Source organism: Alistipes putredinis DSM 17216 (assembly GCF_000154465.1).
Lineage (GTDB): Bacteria > Bacteroidota > Bacteroidia > Bacteroidales > Rikenellaceae > Alistipes > Alistipes putredinis.
Genome location: NZ_DS499581.1, coordinates 173,921 through 191,920, shown reverse-complemented (window position 1 = coordinate 191,920; position 18,000 = coordinate 173,921). Strand labels below are relative to the sequence as shown.

Below are 18,000 nucleotides of genomic sequence, written 5' to 3'. Positions count from 1 at the left end.
TACGGGGTTATGCTTCGGGGTTGAGTTCGATTTCCTGCGGGGGTACTTCGGTCAGCGTATCGTCCAGTCGGATGCTGATGCTGCCCTGTCCCGCCTGCGAAGCGTCGATCCGGATTTTGTGCCAGGTGCGGGCCGTCGTGACACCGATCTGCTGCTGCGGGAATTCCACTTTCACGCCGTTCTGCGCCTTCACCGCCGTACCTTTGAGCAGAAGTTTGCTTCCCGGCTTGACGAAGATCGGAGTATCGGGCGACGAGGAGTGGGTGAAACTGAAATTGTTGCCCGCTTCGGTCTGGACGGTGAATTGCGCTTCGGAATAGTATTTCTTGAACCACTCGCCGCATTCGAGGCTGATTACCGAGTTCGTGAGCGAGGCGGTAATGGTCTTTTGAATCGTCTTGCGGGCGAGTATTGTAAAGTCGAGCGCTCCCTGGTAGCAGAAAGCCGTGCTGCCCTCCTGCTGCGGATCGCCGTAGCTGATCGTCGCCGTATAGTCGCCGCTGGGCATGAAGGGGGCCGTATATTCGCTGAGCGTGGTGTATTCGGCGAGGTATTCCGCTGTCGCGGTGCCTTCTTTGCCTTTTACGACCAGCTTGAAGCTGTTGCCGGACGGCTTGCAGTTGTCCGGCAGGGACGTTTGCGCCCGGGTCGTCTGCGAATCGACCTCGGAGCAGGTCGTGGTCCGGAATTCGACCGAGCCCTCCCCGTCTGTCGTTTCGGGGATTTCCTCTTTCGAGCAGCCCCCCCCCAACAGTGCAAGGGTCGTTAGAATCAACAGGTATTTTTTCATAGGGTTATTGATTTGGAGGTTTATTTTACGATGGTTACGCGGATGTTGTCGAGGTACATATACCAAGTTCTCGATACCCATCCGTTGCCGGTGAGGTTGTATGTTCTCTGAGTCAGCCACGACAGGCGCGTTGCATTCGTTGCTGCGGGAACTTCGCAGGTGCATACTCCCTGAATATTTCCGAACGATACGCCGCTCAGTGTATTGAGGTTGTCGATCTGTTCTTTCAGCGTGTTTTCGAGGCCGTCGTTACCTTTTTTAGGTGCCGTATCCGTGAGGGTTCCGAAACTGCAATAGAGATAGTCGTTGTCCTTGTTGGCATTGAAGGTCACTTTCAGCTTTACGGTTTTTCCGGGTTTGATATAGGCGAGCGGCGGAGTGTCGAGCCGTCCCGGATACTGGGCTATGGTTTCGTGTCGGACGGAAATACGCATCGCCTTTTGCGAAACCTGAAGACGGGTTCCCGTCCAACCCTCGTCAAAGCCGTACTGCGACAGAGAGATACCGTCCGGATTGGATGTCGTAGCTTCTGTTTTGTATTCGAAATCGGTTTTATCGTCGAAATCTTCCGAAAGAAGGTACGGGATTTTGAGTGCGATCGGCAGATGTTCGCCGGGAGTGAACGAAGCGACGCTTACATTTTGCGGCACGAGGGCATTTTCGGTTTCGAAGCTGACCTGCAACGGTTGTTGAGCCAGCAGATCGCCGTAAAGGTCGCCGTAGAAAGCCACCGTGTATTTGTTGGATTCGTCGATGGGGAAGGTCTGCTCGGTCGTCCCGTCGCGGAAAGTCATTCCTTCGGGAGCTTTGACGATCAGGTTGTAAGGCTCTTCACCCAGATTCGAGGAGTCGCCCGTGACCGAAAAATCGACATAGCTTACCGGCAACTCGGTCGGGATCGTCAAGGTAATGGGGGTGATGTGTCCCGCCGCCATTTCGCGGTCGATCGGGACGGAGAGCGTGTGGGAACGGTATCCGTTTGCTGTATAGGCCGTAAAAGAGATGTCGCCGCTTACCGTCGTGGGGTTGATGAAGGCCCAGGCATAGTTTTCGGCTTCGTCCGTCAGCGGGGTATTCAGATCGAGCGTGATGCTCTTCGAGCCTTCGGTCAGGGACATTGGGGCCGACGGATCGGCAGCGTCGAACGAAACGGTTCCGACGACTTCTGTCGGGAAATCGATGACCAGACGTGTGATCGGTTCGCCCCAGATGTTGCGGCCTGCAGGGACTTCGATTCGCAGTGCGTGGCATTTGTGACGGAAGCGCAGCGCGTGCGACGGTGGAGTTTCGAGCATTTGGTCGGACTGTTCGAACAGGGGAAGCGCGTCGGCGGTCAGCGGATCGGCGGCCAGAATATCCCATTTCCCTTCGTAACGGCCCGTCTGTTCTGCCGGGATCCGGTAAGATACCTGCGTGCCGCTGACGCTTTCGGGCACCGGGCTGACGGCCGTGTAGGTATAGGTTCCTGCCGGCATATCGGCGACCGTCGAGCTGAAAACGGCGGTCGAATAGCTGGGGGTGAAGTAGGCCAGCGAGAAATGCTGGGCGTTGAGCGTATAGTTGCTGCCGTCGGCGGTCGCCCAAAGGGCGATCTTGTCATTTTTGTCCCAGCGGGTCGAAGCCCAGTCGTTGTCGTCGATCCAGGTTCGGGTACCGTCGGGCAGACTGTAAACCTGCGGTTCTTTCGTGTTGTCGCACAAAATGGCGACTTCGACTCCGCCGGACGGAGAAGTCGGCTGCTCGATTTCCTCGTTGCGGGAGCAGGCGCCGATCAGAAGCAGCGCCAGTACAGGGAGAAGGATCCGATGTTTTTTCGCCATAAGACAGTTAGTGAATGATATTCACAATTTTCACAAAAATAGACGGGTTTTTTCTATAATGGAAATAAATTCAACGAAACGGGTAAAGTTCATCACGAATCCCCGGTTTTACGGGCGTTTTGTTTGAGATAACAGCGTGGAATTAACGTCAAATACCTCCTTATTCCAAGGAGGTATTTGACGGAATATCGCTGAATGGAGTTAATATACCCATTCGAAGTCATCGACATAGAGGCAGGCTTTCGAGTAGCCCGTCATGTAGTCGCCGTAGGCATTCGCGGCGCATGAGATCACGATCGTGTAGTTCCCTGTGGGAGCCGGAGCTTTCTCTTCGTACCAATGGATTTTGAGTGCGTCTTCGGAAGAAACCAAGGCATCGCCGGGGGTGCTTTGATCGATCCACATCGAGCCGTAGCCGACGACTTTACCTGCTTCCGATACGACGTCCGCTCCGTTGGCCGGATCCCAGGCTCCCGTGGTCGAGCCGGTTCCCGAAACGACCGTGTGGGGCTGGGACCAGTCCACGATCGCCACGAAGATACGGCATTTGTCAGGATCGCCCTTGGCCACACCGGGGGCCGGATTTTGCGATCGCACGATGTCGATGTCGCCGGTCGTGGCGTGATATTTTACGCGCAAAGCCTTGGGACGTGCCGTGTAGGTGTATTTGCTGCCGAATTTCACCGTACCGGTCATGCTGGCATAGTTGAAACTCCCGGTAAAGAGATTGCCTGCAGCCAGGACGAACATATTTTTGCTCTGCAGTTTCGCTGCGGGTGCCGCTGCGCCGAATTTATCCGTGGTAGAAGAACACAAATCTGTCGTGATGCCGTTATTGCCGCAGTCCCAGAAAGAATCTCCGGTTTTATTGGGGTAGGGAACGTCTTTGCTTCCGGACAGACCTGCCCGGGAAACAGTACTCCATTCCGACATGTCCGCGTTGGGAATTACATCGCCTTTGGCCGTCGTGAAGCGGCCGGTTTCCTTTTCTGTACCGTCCAGCTTCAAGCGGTAATCGTAGGTCGTACCTGCGAAAACGCCGGTGGCATAGTCCGGTTCGTAAACGGTTTTACCCATTTCGTTGGTCGATGAACTCCAGGTCGGCTCGATCGCGGCCGTGAAAGTGCCGTTGCCGTTGTCGGAAACGGTCGCCTGCTGCCAGGCGTCGTCGGTGCTGCGCTTGTATTCGAGCGTCGCGCTCGCGGCCGTTGCGGAGGGGACGATTTTCAGCGTTGCGGTATTTTGCCACAGGTCGGCGGTTTCGAGCGTTACCTGGCCGTAATGGAAGGTCAGGTCCTGTACGGTCGTCTGGCCGGCCAGGTCGGTAACGGACACCTTGAATACGTGGTTGCCGATTGCATCGGGGAGCATCGCAATCATCGGGACGAGCTTGGTGATGTCGAATACGGTCGATTTCGTATATTGGATCTCCGTGCTGCATTTCAGACCCAAGTCTTTGTATTGGATGCTTCCTGCGATCGAAGTTTCGTGTACCAGATCGAGGTTTTGTATCCCCAGCGAGTTCAGGGCGTCGGAAACGATTTCGACTTTCAGTTCGGCGATACCGCCCGGTACCGTGATGTCGATGGCTGCGGGGTAGGTGAGCGACTGGTCCGGCCCTACCGTGATTTCATGCGTGGCGTCGATGTCCTGGTCGGGCCAGTCGAGCGACGGGGCAGGAATGGCGGAGGGGGTCAGCGTGCCGACCTCTTTCTTGTAGAGGACACCCGCCTCGAACGGCTTGTCGGTACGGTCGATCTTTACGGAGGCCATCTGTTTGGTGGCGGTGATGATGTCCAGATTCAGGTTGTAATTGCCCGGCAGGACATTGAAGAAGGCGTCCAGTTGAGCTGCGGCCGATGCAGACCCGCCGTCGAAGTTTATCAGAATCGACTTCGACCGTTCTTCCGTGTCGAGTGCGGGTGCGGCGGCCTCTCCTTGTGCCAGGTCGAAATTCAGGGATTTGGCCGACAGGAAATCGTCGCTTTCCGCCGTCAGCAGCACGCAGCGAATCGGGTCGGAGGTCGAATTGGTCAGGTCGAAATCCAGGATCGACGTCAGCCGCTGCATATTGAAGCGGATCCTTTCGCCGCTGTCATCGACGCCTTCCGCTGAATTGGCCGTAGTTTGTGCGGGTGCTATCAGAATGTCGAACAGGCTGTTGTAGGTTCCGCCCTTCTGGATGCGGGTATTGCCGAAAGGAATGGTGGCCGACGTGCCGTTCAGGGATTGCTCTCCGTGGGGATAATAGGCCAGGTAGGTCCAGGCGCCGGTTCCCGGAGTGAGTTCACCTTTGAAAATGCCTTCGCTCGAAAAGACGAAGGGTTTGTTGATTTGCGCGACGCCGTTCAGCGTTGCGTGTATGCCGAGTTTGTCGATATCGACCTCCCAGGCGCCGTTGAAACGGTCGTCGCCGATTTCGATCGTCGCACGGGTTGCCGGCAGTTCGGCGGCGAAAGAGACAGGGACGGTTTTTCCGTCGTTCCCTCCCGGAGCGGCTTCATCCGTCGCAGGATCGGCGGAGCATCCGCAGAGGAGAACCAGTCCGGCCGTTGCGAGGGCAAGGGTATTGATTATGCGGTTCATAAGTTCGATGGTTTTAATTAGTAACTGTCGTTCGTTGCGTCGTTGTACGACATAGGTTCTACGGTGCCGCCCGGGAAAGAGTCGCCGAATCCGCGCTCTATGCGGATGTCCAAAACCCCGATGCTGGGGGTCACATACTTGCGAAGCGTCTTGGTTGTTTCCATAATGCTTATCTGATTTTAAGTTCGAAGTCAAAATTATAGTTTGCGGAACATGAAAAAAAATAAATTCAACGAGCGACGGAAAAGTTGTCACCAATACGCTTTTTTTATCAATGGCTTCCGATTCCGTTGTGGAAAATAGAACGGCGGCCTTCCCGGAAGAAGGCCGCCGTTCGCATCGAAACGGTTGAAAAACGCTATTTTTTCAGGTATTTGTCGAGCCAGCCGAAAAATTCGCGGTTCCAAACCACCGAGTTCTGGGGCTTCATCACCTGGTGGTCTTCGTCTTCGAATTCGACCAGACGGGCGTCGATACCGTGCAGACGTGCTGCTGTGAAGGCTTCGAGCGACTGCGTATAGGGGATGCGGAAGTCGAGTTCGCCGGTGATGATCATAATCGGCGTATCCCACTTATCGACGAACTTGTGGGGCGAGTTAGCATAGGTACGCATGGCCGTCGCGTTCTGCTTGTCCCAGTAGGGGCCTCCGTAGTCGTTGTTCAGGAAGAAAAGCTCCTCGGTCGATCCGTACATGGCTTCGAAGTCGAAGATACCGCAGTGGGAGATGAAAGCCTTGAAGCGTCCGTCGTGGTGTCCGGCCAGGAAATAGACCGAATAACCGCCGTACGAAGCGCCGACGCAGCCCAGGCGGTCCTTGTCCACCCAGGGCTCCTTGGCGACGTCGTCGATAGCCGAGAGGTAGTCGCGGATATTCTGGCCCGAGTAGTCGCCCGAGATCTGGTCGAGCCACTCCTGTCCGAACGAAGGCACGCCCCGGCGGTTGGGGGCGACGACGATGTAGCCGTTGGCGGCCATGAGCTGGAAGTTCCAGCGGTAGCTCCAGAATTGCGATACGACGCTTTGCGGACCGCCTTCGCAGTAGAGCAGCGTCGGGTATTTCTTCGCAGGGTCGAAATCGGGCGGCAGGATTACCCACGTCAGCATCTGTTTGCCGTCGGTGGTTTCCACCCAGCGTTTCTCGACTTTGCCAAGGCGGATCTTGTCGAGGATCGGCTGGTTGATGAACGTGAGCTGCGTGATGGCTCCGTCTTTCAGGTCGATTTCATAGAGCTCCGAGGGCGAAGAGATCGTGCAGATATCGGCTACGGCCTTGCCGTTTGCGATCGATACGGCGTTGATGTCGTGATCGCCCCGGGTCAGTACGGAAACGTTGCCGTTCATGTCCACGCGGCAGAGCTGGTGCGTAGCCTCCATCGGCGCGAGGAACCAAAGCGCTTCGCTGCCGTCCCAGATGACGTTGGTAGCGTTGTAGTCGAAATTCTTCGTGAGTTCCTTCACCAGGCCCGTTTCGGAATTCCAGACCATCAGACGCTCCTTGTCGGCTTCATTGCCCGCACGACGCTGCGAACGGAATGCGATTTTGGTGCCGTCGGGCGAGAATACGGGGTATTTGTCGTAGCCGACGAAAGGCAGTTCGGTTTTGGCTGCCGCATCGTGACCGGAGATGGGGGTGAGTCCCTTGCAGATGTTGGTCGTGGCGCCTGTCTCCGTGTCATAGACGAAAATGTCCGAGTCGGTCGAAACGGCGTATTTCGCACCTGTCAGCGGTTTGCAGGTGTATGCGAGTCGGGTGCCGTCCGGAGCCCACGCGATTTCGGACATATCGAAATAGGGTGCCAGCGGAGTGTCCCACTCCGCACCTTCGCCGATGATGTCCACGCCCTTCCCGATGCCGCCGGAGGTCAGCTCCGCGATGAAGATGTGGCGGTATTCGCCTTCATCCCAGCGGTCCCAGTGGCGGCACATCAGGTCGTCGTAAACGCGGGCTTTCGATTCGGCCATGTCCGGGTGGATGTCGGACGACTTGCGGTCGGCGACCTGTACGCCCTGTACATAAAAGACTTTGTCACCCGCAGGATTTACGCCGAACCCTTCGATGTCCTTGTCGAGTTTCGAAAGCTGGCGGGGATTTTGTCCGTCGGCAGCCATTTCCCAGATTTGCGAACTTCCGCTGCGGTCGGACAGGAAGTAGATCTTGCTGCCGTCGGCATTCCATTTCGGATCGGAGTTGTTCGACGAGAAGTCGGTCAGCTGGGCGACTTCGCCGCTGGCGGCGTCACGAACGTAGATCGCCGTAACGCCCCGGTTCTCCTGCATATTGTACCAGGTGACGGTGTAGAGCAGCCGACTGGCGTCGGGCGAGAGCGAGGCCAGTCCTACGCGGCCCATTTTCCACATCACTTCGGGCGAGAGAACGCCGGCGGCGATCTCCTCCTGGGTGAGCGAGTTGTCGATAGCGAGGGGCTGGGAGCGCTTTTCACTGCATCCGCCGAGTCCCACGAGCGTAATTGCCATAAAGAGGAATAAATTTTTCATTTGAGATCGGGTTTACTTCATATGATTTATACTTAAATTTGCGCTTGTCAATAGCGATTTTTATGCGTATCTATCTATATTTTGCAGATAAAACTCTGATTTTTACCGATGAAACGTCGCCGGCACGTTTTTTTGCCGTCGATCTTCCGCAGGGCGGGCGTATTTCCCGGACGAAGATACTTAATTTTCTGGAAACTCACAATGAGGTTGCGGTTTGTACGCCCGATCCCGAGCAGGCGTTTTCCCTCTTCCGGCAGGAATTCGCTGCTGTCGAGGCTGCGGGCGGCGTGGTAGTGAACGATCGCGGCGAATATTTGATGATTCACCGCAACGGGCGCTGGGATTTGCCCAAAGGACATGTGGAGCCGGGCGAAAGTACGGCGGAATGTGCCGTGCGCGAAGTCGCCGAGGAAACGGGAGCTGTGGGTGCGGAGGTGGTTCGCTTCCTTTGCCGGACGTTGCATGCCTATTATATGCACGGGCGGTGGGAGCTCAAGGCTACGCACTGGTTCGAAATGCGCGTTTCTTCGAGCCGAGCCCTTAAACCTCAGCGGGAAGAGGGAATCGATGTGGCTGCGTGGTGTCCGGCCGCCGAACTGAAAGATCGGCTCGAAGGGATGTTTCCTACGGTGCGCCGGGTGTTCGAATGTTTGGAAAAATAGAGGTCGCTTTTCGTGCCGGATAGATAGAGGACGATTTTTCTGCCGGCCCGATGTCGCGGCCTGTCCGGGACAGGCGGTTCCAGCCTGATAATTTGCCTTGCCGTATCGGTTTCAGACTGCGGTATTGTCCGGAACGAGGGTATCAACGAAAAACCCGGTGCAGATCGCACCGGGTTTTTCGTTGGGTATTTGGTATTACATCGGTATTACATCGCGCTGCCGTTCATGGCTTTGGCCATGGCTTCGGCGATTTGGTCGAGCGCTTTTTGGAGCTTGCCTCCGATCATCATACGCATCATCATATTCAGTTCCGCGTGCAGCACCAGCCGCATGCGGGTATCGTAGGGACCTGCCGGCTGCAACTGGATCCAGAAGGTGAAGTCGATGGGAACGCCGTCTTCGCCGCTCTGTATCTTGACGTATTTGGGAGCTTCCTTGGCCACGATTTGCAGATTGACGGTGAAGCCCTTGACTTTGAATGAACAACTGTTTTCGTCGGCCCGCCACTCTTCGACCTTGTCCTGCACCGCAGGAGTGAGATTGTCGAAGCGGCTGATGACCGTATAAATCTGTTCCGCCGAGCGGAGTATCTGTTGGTGTTTCGATTCGTATTTTTCCATTGTCGTGTGTTTGTCGTCAAAAGCGGCGGTTGTCTTTTTTTGCAAATTTTTCGCTTTTCCCGGGCGACCGTTTTTCGAAGCCCTTATTTTTCGGGGCCAAAGATAGTGAAAACTGGGAGAAAACGGGATCTTGTTCCCGGTTTTCCGAGGCGCATCCTATCTAAGACTATGTCAAAGATAGTGAAAGCCGAGCGCTAATCCAAACTTAACTTTCTGTTTTCCTATTCCTTGCATGGTAGAGTTCACAAGTGTCCTCTGCGTATGCTTCGAATGTCGGTCGTTTGAGCCTGCCCCCCCCCTATTTGCTGCAAGGATGATAAAGTGTAGCGAGCCGAATCTGACCGGCGGGTTCCCGACTCCTTCCCGTTTCACGTTGCGGGGTGGGGAAACTTACTACGCCCGATATTCGTTTCGGCAGTCGGTCGTTCGAGCCGGGCTGGATCACACACTCTCTGTTGCAACCGTGTGCCGGATGATCTCGCCTGCTGGAGCCGGAGGGCGGGAAGTCTGTGTTGAGAAGTACTATACAGGGATATTGGGCCGAATCGGGAGTCAGTCGATTTCGATCGTGCGCTCTTCGTCGTCGCCGACGGCGATCCGCACGGTCATCACCTCTTCGGGCAGCAGCTCTTCGATCTTCTCGGGCCATTCGACCAGACAGAGATTCCCGGAGTAGAAATATTCTTCGTAGCCGAAGTCGTAAGCCTCTTCGAGCCGGTTGATCCGGTAGAAATCGAAGTGATAGATATTCTTCCCTTCGCGGGTCGTATATTGATTGACGATGGCGAAAGTGGGACTTGTCACTGTGTCGTCGGCTCCGAGCCGGGCGACGATTTCCCGGATCAGGGTGGTTTTGCCCGCCCCCATTTCGCCGCGGAAAACGACGACCGAGCGTCCTTCGAGCGCGTTTATGACGGCGGCCGCTGCGTGCGGCAATTCGTCCAGAGAGTCGATGTGGATGGTCTGCATGATTTATTGTTTGGGTTTTAGTACGATGTAGGGAACGAGCATCTCTTCCATCGAGATTCCCCCGTGCTGGTAAGTATTGCGGTAGTACCGTATGTAACGGTTGGCGTCGTTGTTGTAGACCAGGAAATCGGTGTTGTAGGCGAAGATGTAACTCGACGACAAGTTGATCGACGGCAACTGGATGTCTTCCGGGCGGGTGATTTCATATACCTCGCGGGAGTTGTAGGCCAGGTTGCGGCCGGTTTTGTAGCGCAGGTTGGCCGAGGTTTCGCGGTCGCCGGTCACCTTCACCGGATTGTCGATGCGGATCGTGCCGTGGTCCGAGGTGATGATTACCGTGTGTCCGCGTTCCGAGAGCAGGCGCAGCAGTGTCAGCAGGTCGGAGTGTTCGAACCACGAACGGGTGAGCGAGCGGAACGAGGCTTCGTCCTCGGTGAGTTCGCGGATGATGTCCGTTTCGGTGCGGGCATGCGAGAGGATGTCCAGGAAGTTATAGACGATCACCGAGAAGTCGGCGTCGTAAATCCGCTGGATGTTGTCGATCAGCTTGCGGCCCGCCTCGGGGCGCACCAGTTTGTCGAAGGTGTATTTGTAGTTCTTGCCGCTGGAGGTCATCAGCCGTTGCAGAAACTGTTCTTCGTATTGGTTTTTGCCTCCCTCCTCGTTGTCGTTGAGCCACTTGTTGGGCATCAGCTTGTCGATGGCCAGCGGCATCAGGCCGGCGAAAATGGCATTGCGGGCGTACTGGGTCGCCGTGGGCAGGATCGCGCAGTAGAAATCGTCGGCCGCGATGTCGTAGTAGCCGCGCAGCAGGGGGCTGATCGAGCGCCACTGGTCGTAGCGGAAGTTGTCGATCAGCAGCAGCGTGGTCTTGGGATTCTCGTCTGCCACCGGGAAGATCTTCGACCGCATGAGCGTATGCGACATGACCGGGGTGGTTTCGTCACGCTTGTTGATCCAGTCGTAGTAGTTCCTGCGGACGAACTTGCAGAACTCCTGGTTGGCTTCGTGCTTCTGGTATTCGATGACCTCCTTGATGCTTTGGTCGGTCGAATCGGAGAGCTCGATCTCCCAGTTCGTGATCCGGCGATAGACGTTGCACCAGTCGGCGAAACTGTCGGCCATCTGGAGTGCCGAGGAGAGGCGTCCGAACTCCGCCCGGTAATCGGCCGTGGTCTGTTCGGTGACCAGCTGCTGGGAGTGGACGTTCTTCTTGATCGAGAGCAGCACCTGGTTGGGATTCACGGGTTTGATGAGGTAGTCGGCGATCTTCGACCCGACGGCCTTGTCCATGATGTTCTCCTCCTCGCTCTTGGTGACCATGATGACCGGAGTAGTGGGGCGTATTTCCTTGATTTTCGGAAGGGTTTCGAGTCCTGTCATACCCGGCATCATCTCGTCCAGGATGATGAGGTCGTAGTTGCCCTCCGTCGCCATGTCGATCGCGTCGTATCCGTTGTTGCAGGTATCGACTTCGTAACCTTTTCCCCGGAGGAAAAGCACATGGGGTTTCAATAGTTCGATTTCGTCGTCCACCCAAAGTATTTTGACCATATTCGCGGTTTTAGTTGAAACAAAGATAGTGAAAGCCGGGAGAAAACGGGAACCTGTCCCGGTTTCCCGAGGCGCATTCTATCTAAGACTATGTCAAAGATAGTGAAAGGTTGCGGGCTTGCCCGCCGGGATTGCCGAACCGGATCCTATCTTCTACAAAAATAGTGATTTTACCAATTATACAATGCGAATTTCGGGCAATTTATTGTGCCCGACGGACGAAACTTTCGGGCGGCGGTGTCCGGTTCCGGCTATCGGGTTGTTTGATAATGCGTTGCCTTTTTCCGGATATTCTTCGATACGGTCCGGCTCCGGTCGGCCCGCCGGGTATCGAAGCGCGGTTTTATGGCCCGGTATTTGAGTAAGGGGTTTCGAACTGCGGCGCGACGCGGGCGAGGTGAATTGCAAAAAAATGTTCTACTTTGTTGTGATATAATCAAATAAAACTTATATTTGCAGTCCCGAAATAGAGTTTAACTTATAAATATAAAGAGTATGACAAAGGCAGATATCGTTAGCGAAATCGCTAAAAGTACCGGTGCTGAAAAAGTACAGGTCCAGGCTATCGTCGAGGCTTTTATGGAGAGCATCAAGGGTTCCCTGGCGCAGAACAACAATGTATATCTCCGTGGTTTCGGCAGCTTCATCGTGAAAAAACGCGCGAAGAAGGTGGCTCGTAACATTTCCAAGAATACGACCATTACGATCCCGGCCCACAACATTCCGGCCTTCAAGCCTGCAAAGAGTTTTGCGGCAAAAGTTAAATAAATAATAGAAACTTTAAACAATTACAGTTATGCCGAACGGAAAGAAACATAAGCGTCACAAGATGGCGACCCACAAGCGTAAAAAACGTCTTCGCAAGAATCGTCACAAGAAAAAGTAGGTAGTACGCCTTAGTGCTAATTAAGGTAGATAAAGCTAAAAGGGTGCGAGGCCCTTTTAGCTTTACCTGTTTTCCGATTCCCGCTCCGTTCGCAGGGCGGGATGTGTCGGATCGTCGGGAAGGAGAGGACGATGTGTTTGTGAACGTATCACCGTATATCGAATCCGCTCCCGAAAAGCCAAAAGAGGCTTTTTGCGAAGGGAATGTGCCGCAATATCGTCCTCTACGGACCAGGCGAGTTGAAAACAATGGAAGCCGGGCTGTGCTTCCCGAACGCCGAACAGCCGCAAACCCCATAATGTCAGAATCGTCGCCGCGGTCTGCGGGACGAAAATATATATGAACCGAGAATTAATAGTCAATGTAAACCCGACCGAGATTTCGATCGCCCTGTGCGAGGACAAGGTGCTGGTCGAGCTCAACAAGGAGCAGTGCCAGACGGGATTCGCCGTAGGGGATATTTATCTGGGCAAGGTGCGCAAGATCATGCCGGGGCTGAACGCCGCGTTCGTCAATATCGGCCATGAGAAGGATGCCTTTATCCACTATCTCGACCTGGGCTCCCAGTTCTCTTCGTTGCAGAAGCTGGTGGCGAGTTACCAGCCCGGCAAGCGGGGAATCCGCCTGGATGCGATGAAGCTGGAGCCGCCGATCGAAAAGTCGGGCAAGATCGGCTCCTACCTGCAGGTGGGGCAGACCGTTATGGTGCAGGTGGCCAAAGAGGCGATTTCCACCAAGGGACCGCGTCTGACGGCCGATATTTCGCTGGCTGGACGTAACGTGGTGCTGGTGCCTTTTTCGTCGAAGGTGTTCCTGTCGCAGAAGATCCGCTCGGCGGAGGAGAAGAAGCGGCTCAAGGGCATTGCAGCCGCCGTTTTGCCGAAGAATTTCGGCGTTATCATCCGCACGGCGGCTGTCGAGGCCAAGGACAGCGATATCGAACAGGATATCCGCTCCCTGTTGGACAAATGGCAGAAGACCCTGCAAAATATTCGCAAGAACCCTGCTCCGGCCCAGTTGATGAGTGAGATGAACCGGGCCAACACCATTATCCGGGATTCGTTGGGAGGCGCCTTTTCGCAGATCGTCGTGGACGACGAAGCGATGTACCATGAGATTCAGAACTACATCCGTCAGATCGAACCGCAAAGCGAGAAACTCGTAAAACTTTATAAGGGCAACGTCCCCATCTTCGACAATTTCGACATTTCGAAGCAGATCAAGTCGCTCTTCGCCAAGTACGTGTCGTTGCGCCGGGGCGCTTACCTGATTATCGAGCACACGGAGGCGATGAACGTCATCGACGTCAATTCGGGCAATCGCACCAAGGCGGAGGACGATCAGGAGCAGACGGCTTTCGATGTCAATCTGGCCGCTGCACGCGAAATCGCCCGGCAATTGCGTCTGCGCGATTTGGGCGGTATCGTCATCATCGACTTTATCGATATGCACAAGGCTGCGAACCGTCAGTTGCTCTATGAGGAGATGAACAAGCTGATGGCCACCGACAAGGCCAAGCATACGGTGCTGCCGCTGACCAAGTTCGGGCTGATGCAGATCACCCGCCAGCGGGTGCGTCCGGTCGCCGTGCAGGATGTTACGGACGTCTGTCCCACGTGCAACGGCACGGGGCGTATCGAGCCGACCGTTCTGCTCGACAAGAAGATCGAGAACAAGATCTCCTATCTGGCCCAGGATGCGGGGCACAAATATATCAAGTTGCGCGTCAGCCCTTACGTTTCGACCTACTTGAATCACGGCCTGTGGTCGTTGCGCCGCCGCTGGATGTGGAAGTATAAGATCCAGTTGAAGATCGTGGCGGACCAGAGCGTCGGTATCGTCGATGTCCACTACTACGACAAGGAGGGCAAAGACCTGTATAAGGATTAGAGATACCGGATGCCGCAGGGGCGGAGGCATGGACTCGGTCGATGTGCCGGATGGGATTCGGCCCCTTTTACTGGCCGGAAGGCGGACGAAGTCCGGAGCCGGACAAAGGCGGAAGGTGGAAAGACATACATGTTCGGTCGCAGGTACGATCTGCAGCCGATACGAATACACGGAGTTGAATAATCGTTTGAGCGCCTTGCGGAATCGATTCCTGCAGGGCATCTTTTAGCTGGGCGGAATATGGGTCCCGGAAATAAACCGAATATCTTGCAGTTGATCGCCGGAGCGGAGCCTCTCGGCGCGATGCGTCGTGCGTACGATTCGGCGGGGCGGACCGTTCTTCTGCGCGATATGGTCGGCGGGGCTCTCTCGGTTTATGCCGCTGCCCTGATCGCCCGAACGGGCGGTACGCACGTCTTCGTGGCGGAAGACCGCGATGCGGCGGCCTACCTGCTCAACGATTTTTATGCCCTGCTCGACGAAAAACAGGTTTACTTTTTTCCGGGCTCCTACAAGCGTTCGATCGTTTACGGTACGGAGGATGCGCAGGGTGTCGTGCAGCGGACGGCGGCGTTGAGTGCTCTGCGTCGGGAAATGGCTGCGGGCGAATACCGGATTATCTGTACCTATCCGGAAGCTCTGGCCGAACGGGTGACCGACCCCGACTCGATGCGGCGCGAAACCGTGCGGGTGAAGGTCGGCGACCGGCTGGCGATCGGAGAGCTGGAGGAGTTGCTGGCCGATTCGGGGTTCACGAAGGTGGATTTCGTTTACGAACCCGGACAGTATTCGCTGCGTGGCGGTATCTTCGACGTGTTTTCCTTTTCCGAGAGCAAACCTTACCGGTTGGACTTTTTCGGGGAAGAGGTGGATTCGATCCGCCGATTCGAGATTTCCAGTCAGCTTTCCGCCGACCGGCTGAACGAGGTGGAGATCGTTCCGAACCTGAACGGTTTTGCCGGGGATCGGATTTCGCTGCTCGCATTTGCAGGAGAGGCGACTTACTGGTTTTTCGATCCCGACTACGTACTGCGGCGCGTGAACGATCTGCGTCGCAAGGTTCTGGGGGAGATGGAGGAACCTGCGGAGATTGACACCCATCTGGTGAGCCGGAAGGTGTTGTTGCAGGACATGGCCGGGATGCGTTTGTTCGAATTGCGTGATAGCCTGAAGGAGCGGCCGGCCGATGCGACGGTCGCGTTCCGCATGGCTCCCCAGCCCAAGTTCAACAAGAATTTCGAATTGCTGGCCGACGACATCATTTCCAATGGACAGCGCGGTTATAAAACCTATATCCTGTCGGAAAACCGGGCGCAGCTCGAACGGCTGGAGAACATTTTCTACCAGTCGGGGCGTAAGGAGGCGCAGATCAACCCCCTGCCGATCACGCTGCACGAGGGTTTCGTCGATCACGACCTGAAACTTTGTTTCTATACCGACCATCAGATTTTCGACCGCTACCAGCGCTATCGGATCAACGGCGAGATCAAGCGCGACGAGCAGATGACCGTCGCAGAGTTGAATCAGCTCCGCATGGGCGATTATGTGGTGCATATCGATCACGGCGTGGGGCGTTTCGGCGGTCTGGTCAAGATCAACGAGAACGGCAAGGTGCACGAGGCTATTAAATTGATTTATAAGGATAACGACGTGCTGTTCGTGCATGTGCACGCCTTGCACCGTATTTCGCGATACAAGAGCGGCGAAGGCGAAGCGCCCAAAATCTACAAATTGGGCAGCGGAGCCTGGCAGAAGCTCAAGACCGCGACCAAGAAGGCCGTCAAGGACATCTCGCGCGAACTGATCGCCCTCTATGCCAAGCGCAAAGCCAGCAAGGGATTTGCCTTTTCGCCGGATACCTATTTGCAGCAGGAGCTGGAAGCTTCGTTCATGTGGGAGGATACGCCCGATCAGCAGACCGCGACGCAGGCCGTCAAGCGGGACATGGAGTCCAATCAGCCGATGGATCGTTTGATTTGCGGCGATGTGGGCTTCGGCAAGACCGAAGTGGCGATCCGAGCGGCGTTCAAGGCCGCGACCGACGGCAAGCAGGTGGCCGTGCTGGTGCCTACGACGATTCTGGCCCTGCAACATTACCGCTCCTTCGTACATCGGCTCCGGGATTTTCCCGTGAAGGTCGAATATCTCAACCGGACCAAGTCTTCGAAAGAGACGTCCCGCATCCTATCTGAGCTGGCCGAGGGTCGCATCGACATCCTGATCGGTACGCACAAGATCCTGGGCAAGCAGGTGAAATTCCACGACCTGGGATTGCTTATTATCGACGAGGAGCAGAAGTTCGGCGTGGCGGCCAAGGAGAAGCTGACGCAGATGAGCGTCAATGTCGATACGCTGACCCTCACCGCGACGCCGATTCCCCGCACGCTGCAATTCTCGCTCATGGGGTCGCGCGACCTCTCCGTCATCTCGACGCCGCCGCCCAACCGACAGCCGATCATTACCGAGTCGCATCTCTTTTCGGAGGAGATTATCCGCGACGCTGTCAATGCCGAGCTGGATCGGGGTGGACAGGTCTATTTCGTCCACAACCGGGTGGAGGATCTGATGACGCTTCAGGGTATGGTTACTCGGCTCTGCCCCCGGGCGCGGGTGGGAATCGGCCACGGCAAGATGCCGGCCGAACAGCTCGAAAAGCTGATTATGGATTTTATCTACGGGGAGTTCGACGTGTTGATTTCGACCACGATCGTCGAAAACGGCATCGACATTCCCAACGCCAATACGATCATCGTCAATAATGCCCAGAATTTCGGCTTGAGCGATCTTCATCAGTTGCGCGGACGTGTGGGACGCGGCAGCCAGCGGGGGTATTGCTACCTGCTTTCGCCCGGCGACGAGCTGCTGACTCCGGATGCCCGGCGGCGCCTGCGGGCCATCGAGGAGTTCTCAGATCTGGGTTCGGGATTCAATATCGCCATGCAGGATCTCGACATTCGGGGCGCCGGCAATCTGTTGGGCGCCGAGCAGAGCGGCTTTATCGCCGACATCGGTTTCGAAACCTACCAGAAGATCATGCAGGAGGCGATCGCCGAACTCCGCTCGGAGGGACTCGAGATGCCCGGCATGAGCGATGCCGAGCAGGGCGTGGTCGATAAGATGAGCTATATTTCGGATAGCGTGATCGAGATCGACGTCGAGGCCGAGCTGCCCGACTCCTACGTGCAGCAGCCCGCCGAGAAACTGCGCTTGTACCGGGAGCTGGATACGGCCCGCAACGAGGAGATGCTCAAGAGTTTCGAGGCCAAGATGATCGACCGCTTCGGTCCGTTGCCCCGGCCCGCTGCCGAGCTGCTCAATGTGGTCCGCCTGCGGTGGGAGGCCGTGCGGCTGGGTATGGAGCGCGTGAAGGTCAAAAACGGCTTGATGATCGTCCATTTCGTAGGCGACGACGATTCTCCTTACTACAAGAGCGATACGTTCATGGAGCTTTTGCGCAAAGTGACGCAGCGCCCCGACCGATTTGTTCTCAAGCAACACAATAATCGCCTGGCGATGACCGTTAGGGGGATTAAGGATGTCGCAGCGGGATACGAGGTGCTTAAATCTTTGTAGAAAGAGCTGGGGAGTATTTTTGATGTATGGACTTGCCCGAACGCGACCGATATGCCTCGTCTTTTTCCCGAAGTTCCTCCCTCGGGAGAGGGTCGGAGGACGGCATAACGCTCCGCAGGGTTGTGGGGTGCCGCCGAAATCGGTAAGAGAACG

Annotated in this window: 12 protein-coding genes; 4 read left to right on the top strand and 8 right to left on the bottom strand. The window is 55.8% G+C overall.

All coding sequences use genetic code 11. From position 1 onward, the window contains the following. Positions 1-7: 7 nt before the first annotated feature. From ALIPUT_RS11780 to dpp5, 5 genes are all read right to left on the bottom strand, one after another. Positions 8-790, bottom strand: a complete 783-nt coding sequence (locus tag ALIPUT_RS11780; protein WP_004330244.1) for a DUF4493 domain-containing protein — start codon at positions 788-790, stop codon at positions 8-10. A 20-nt stretch (positions 791-810) separates the two neighbouring features. Beyond that, complete coding sequence (locus tag ALIPUT_RS13070) at positions 811-2,610, bottom strand: fimbrillin family protein (RefSeq protein ID WP_004330243.1); 1,800 nt, start codon at positions 2,608-2,610, stop codon at positions 811-813. Positions 2,611-2,811: 201 nt separating this feature from the next. Then, positions 2,812-5,196 (bottom strand): PCMD domain-containing protein, encoded by a 2,385-nt coding sequence (locus ALIPUT_RS11770; RefSeq protein ID WP_004330242.1) that lies wholly within the window; start codon positions 5,194-5,196, stop codon positions 2,812-2,814. Positions 5,197-5,213: 17 nt separating this feature from the next. Beyond that, the gene (locus ALIPUT_RS13065; RefSeq protein WP_004330241.1) at positions 5,214-5,360 is read right to left on the bottom strand and encodes a hypothetical protein; all 147 of its coding nucleotides are present in this window, start codon (positions 5,358-5,360) and stop codon (positions 5,214-5,216) included. Between the two features lie 194 nt (positions 5,361-5,554). Continuing rightward, positions 5,555-7,693 (bottom strand): dipeptidyl-peptidase Dpp5, encoded by a 2,139-nt coding sequence (dpp5, locus tag ALIPUT_RS11765; RefSeq protein WP_004330240.1) that lies wholly within the window; start codon positions 7,691-7,693, stop codon positions 5,555-5,557. Between the two features lie 62 nt (positions 7,694-7,755). Between dpp5 and ALIPUT_RS11760 the strand changes: the two genes are divergently transcribed. Next, positions 7,756-8,355 carry an NUDIX hydrolase gene (locus ALIPUT_RS11760; protein WP_004330239.1) on the top strand — a complete coding sequence of 200 codons (600 nt, stop codon included), beginning with the start codon at positions 7,756-7,758 and terminating at the stop codon, positions 8,353-8,355. 206 nt (positions 8,356-8,561) lie between these two features. On the opposite strand, the gene ALIPUT_RS11755 is transcribed toward ALIPUT_RS11760, so the two are convergent. The 3 genes from ALIPUT_RS11755 to porX all read right to left on the bottom strand — a co-directional run bounded on the left by ALIPUT_RS11755 (position 8,562) and on the right by porX (position 11,498). Continuing rightward, on the bottom strand, positions 8,562-8,975 hold the full coding sequence (locus tag ALIPUT_RS11755) for an SRPBCC family protein (protein WP_040294002.1): 414 nt from the start codon (positions 8,973-8,975) through the stop codon (positions 8,562-8,564). Between the two features lie 552 nt (positions 8,976-9,527). Further along, a complete protein-coding gene (gene tsaE / locus ALIPUT_RS11750; protein ID WP_004330235.1) occupies positions 9,528-9,944 on the bottom strand; it encodes a tRNA (adenosine(37)-N6)-threonylcarbamoyltransferase complex ATPase subunit type 1 TsaE in 417 nt (138 codons plus the stop codon). 3 nt (positions 9,945-9,947) lie between these two features. Then, entirely contained in the window at positions 9,948-11,498 is a 1,551-nt protein-coding gene (gene porX / locus ALIPUT_RS11745; protein WP_004330234.1) for a T9SS response regulator signal transducer PorX, read from the bottom strand. Positions 11,499-11,993: 495 nt separating this feature from the next. Here porX and ALIPUT_RS11740 point away from each other — a divergent pair, with 495 nt between their 5' ends. From ALIPUT_RS11740 to mfd, 3 genes are all read left to right on the top strand, one after another. After that, positions 11,994-12,266 (top strand): HU family DNA-binding protein, encoded by a 273-nt coding sequence (locus ALIPUT_RS11740; RefSeq protein ID WP_004330232.1) that lies wholly within the window; start codon positions 11,994-11,996, stop codon positions 12,264-12,266. 457 nt (positions 12,267-12,723) lie between these two features. Beyond that, positions 12,724-14,274: an Rne/Rng family ribonuclease gene (locus ALIPUT_RS11735; RefSeq protein WP_004330230.1), complete on the top strand. Its 1,551-nt coding sequence runs from the start codon at positions 12,724-12,726 to the stop codon at positions 14,272-14,274. Between the two features lie 303 nt (positions 14,275-14,577). After that, on the top strand, positions 14,578-17,847 hold the full coding sequence (mfd, locus tag ALIPUT_RS11730) for a transcription-repair coupling factor (RefSeq protein ID WP_227088863.1): 3,270 nt from the start codon (positions 14,578-14,580) through the stop codon (positions 17,845-17,847). Positions 17,848-18,000: the final 153 nt, after the last annotated feature.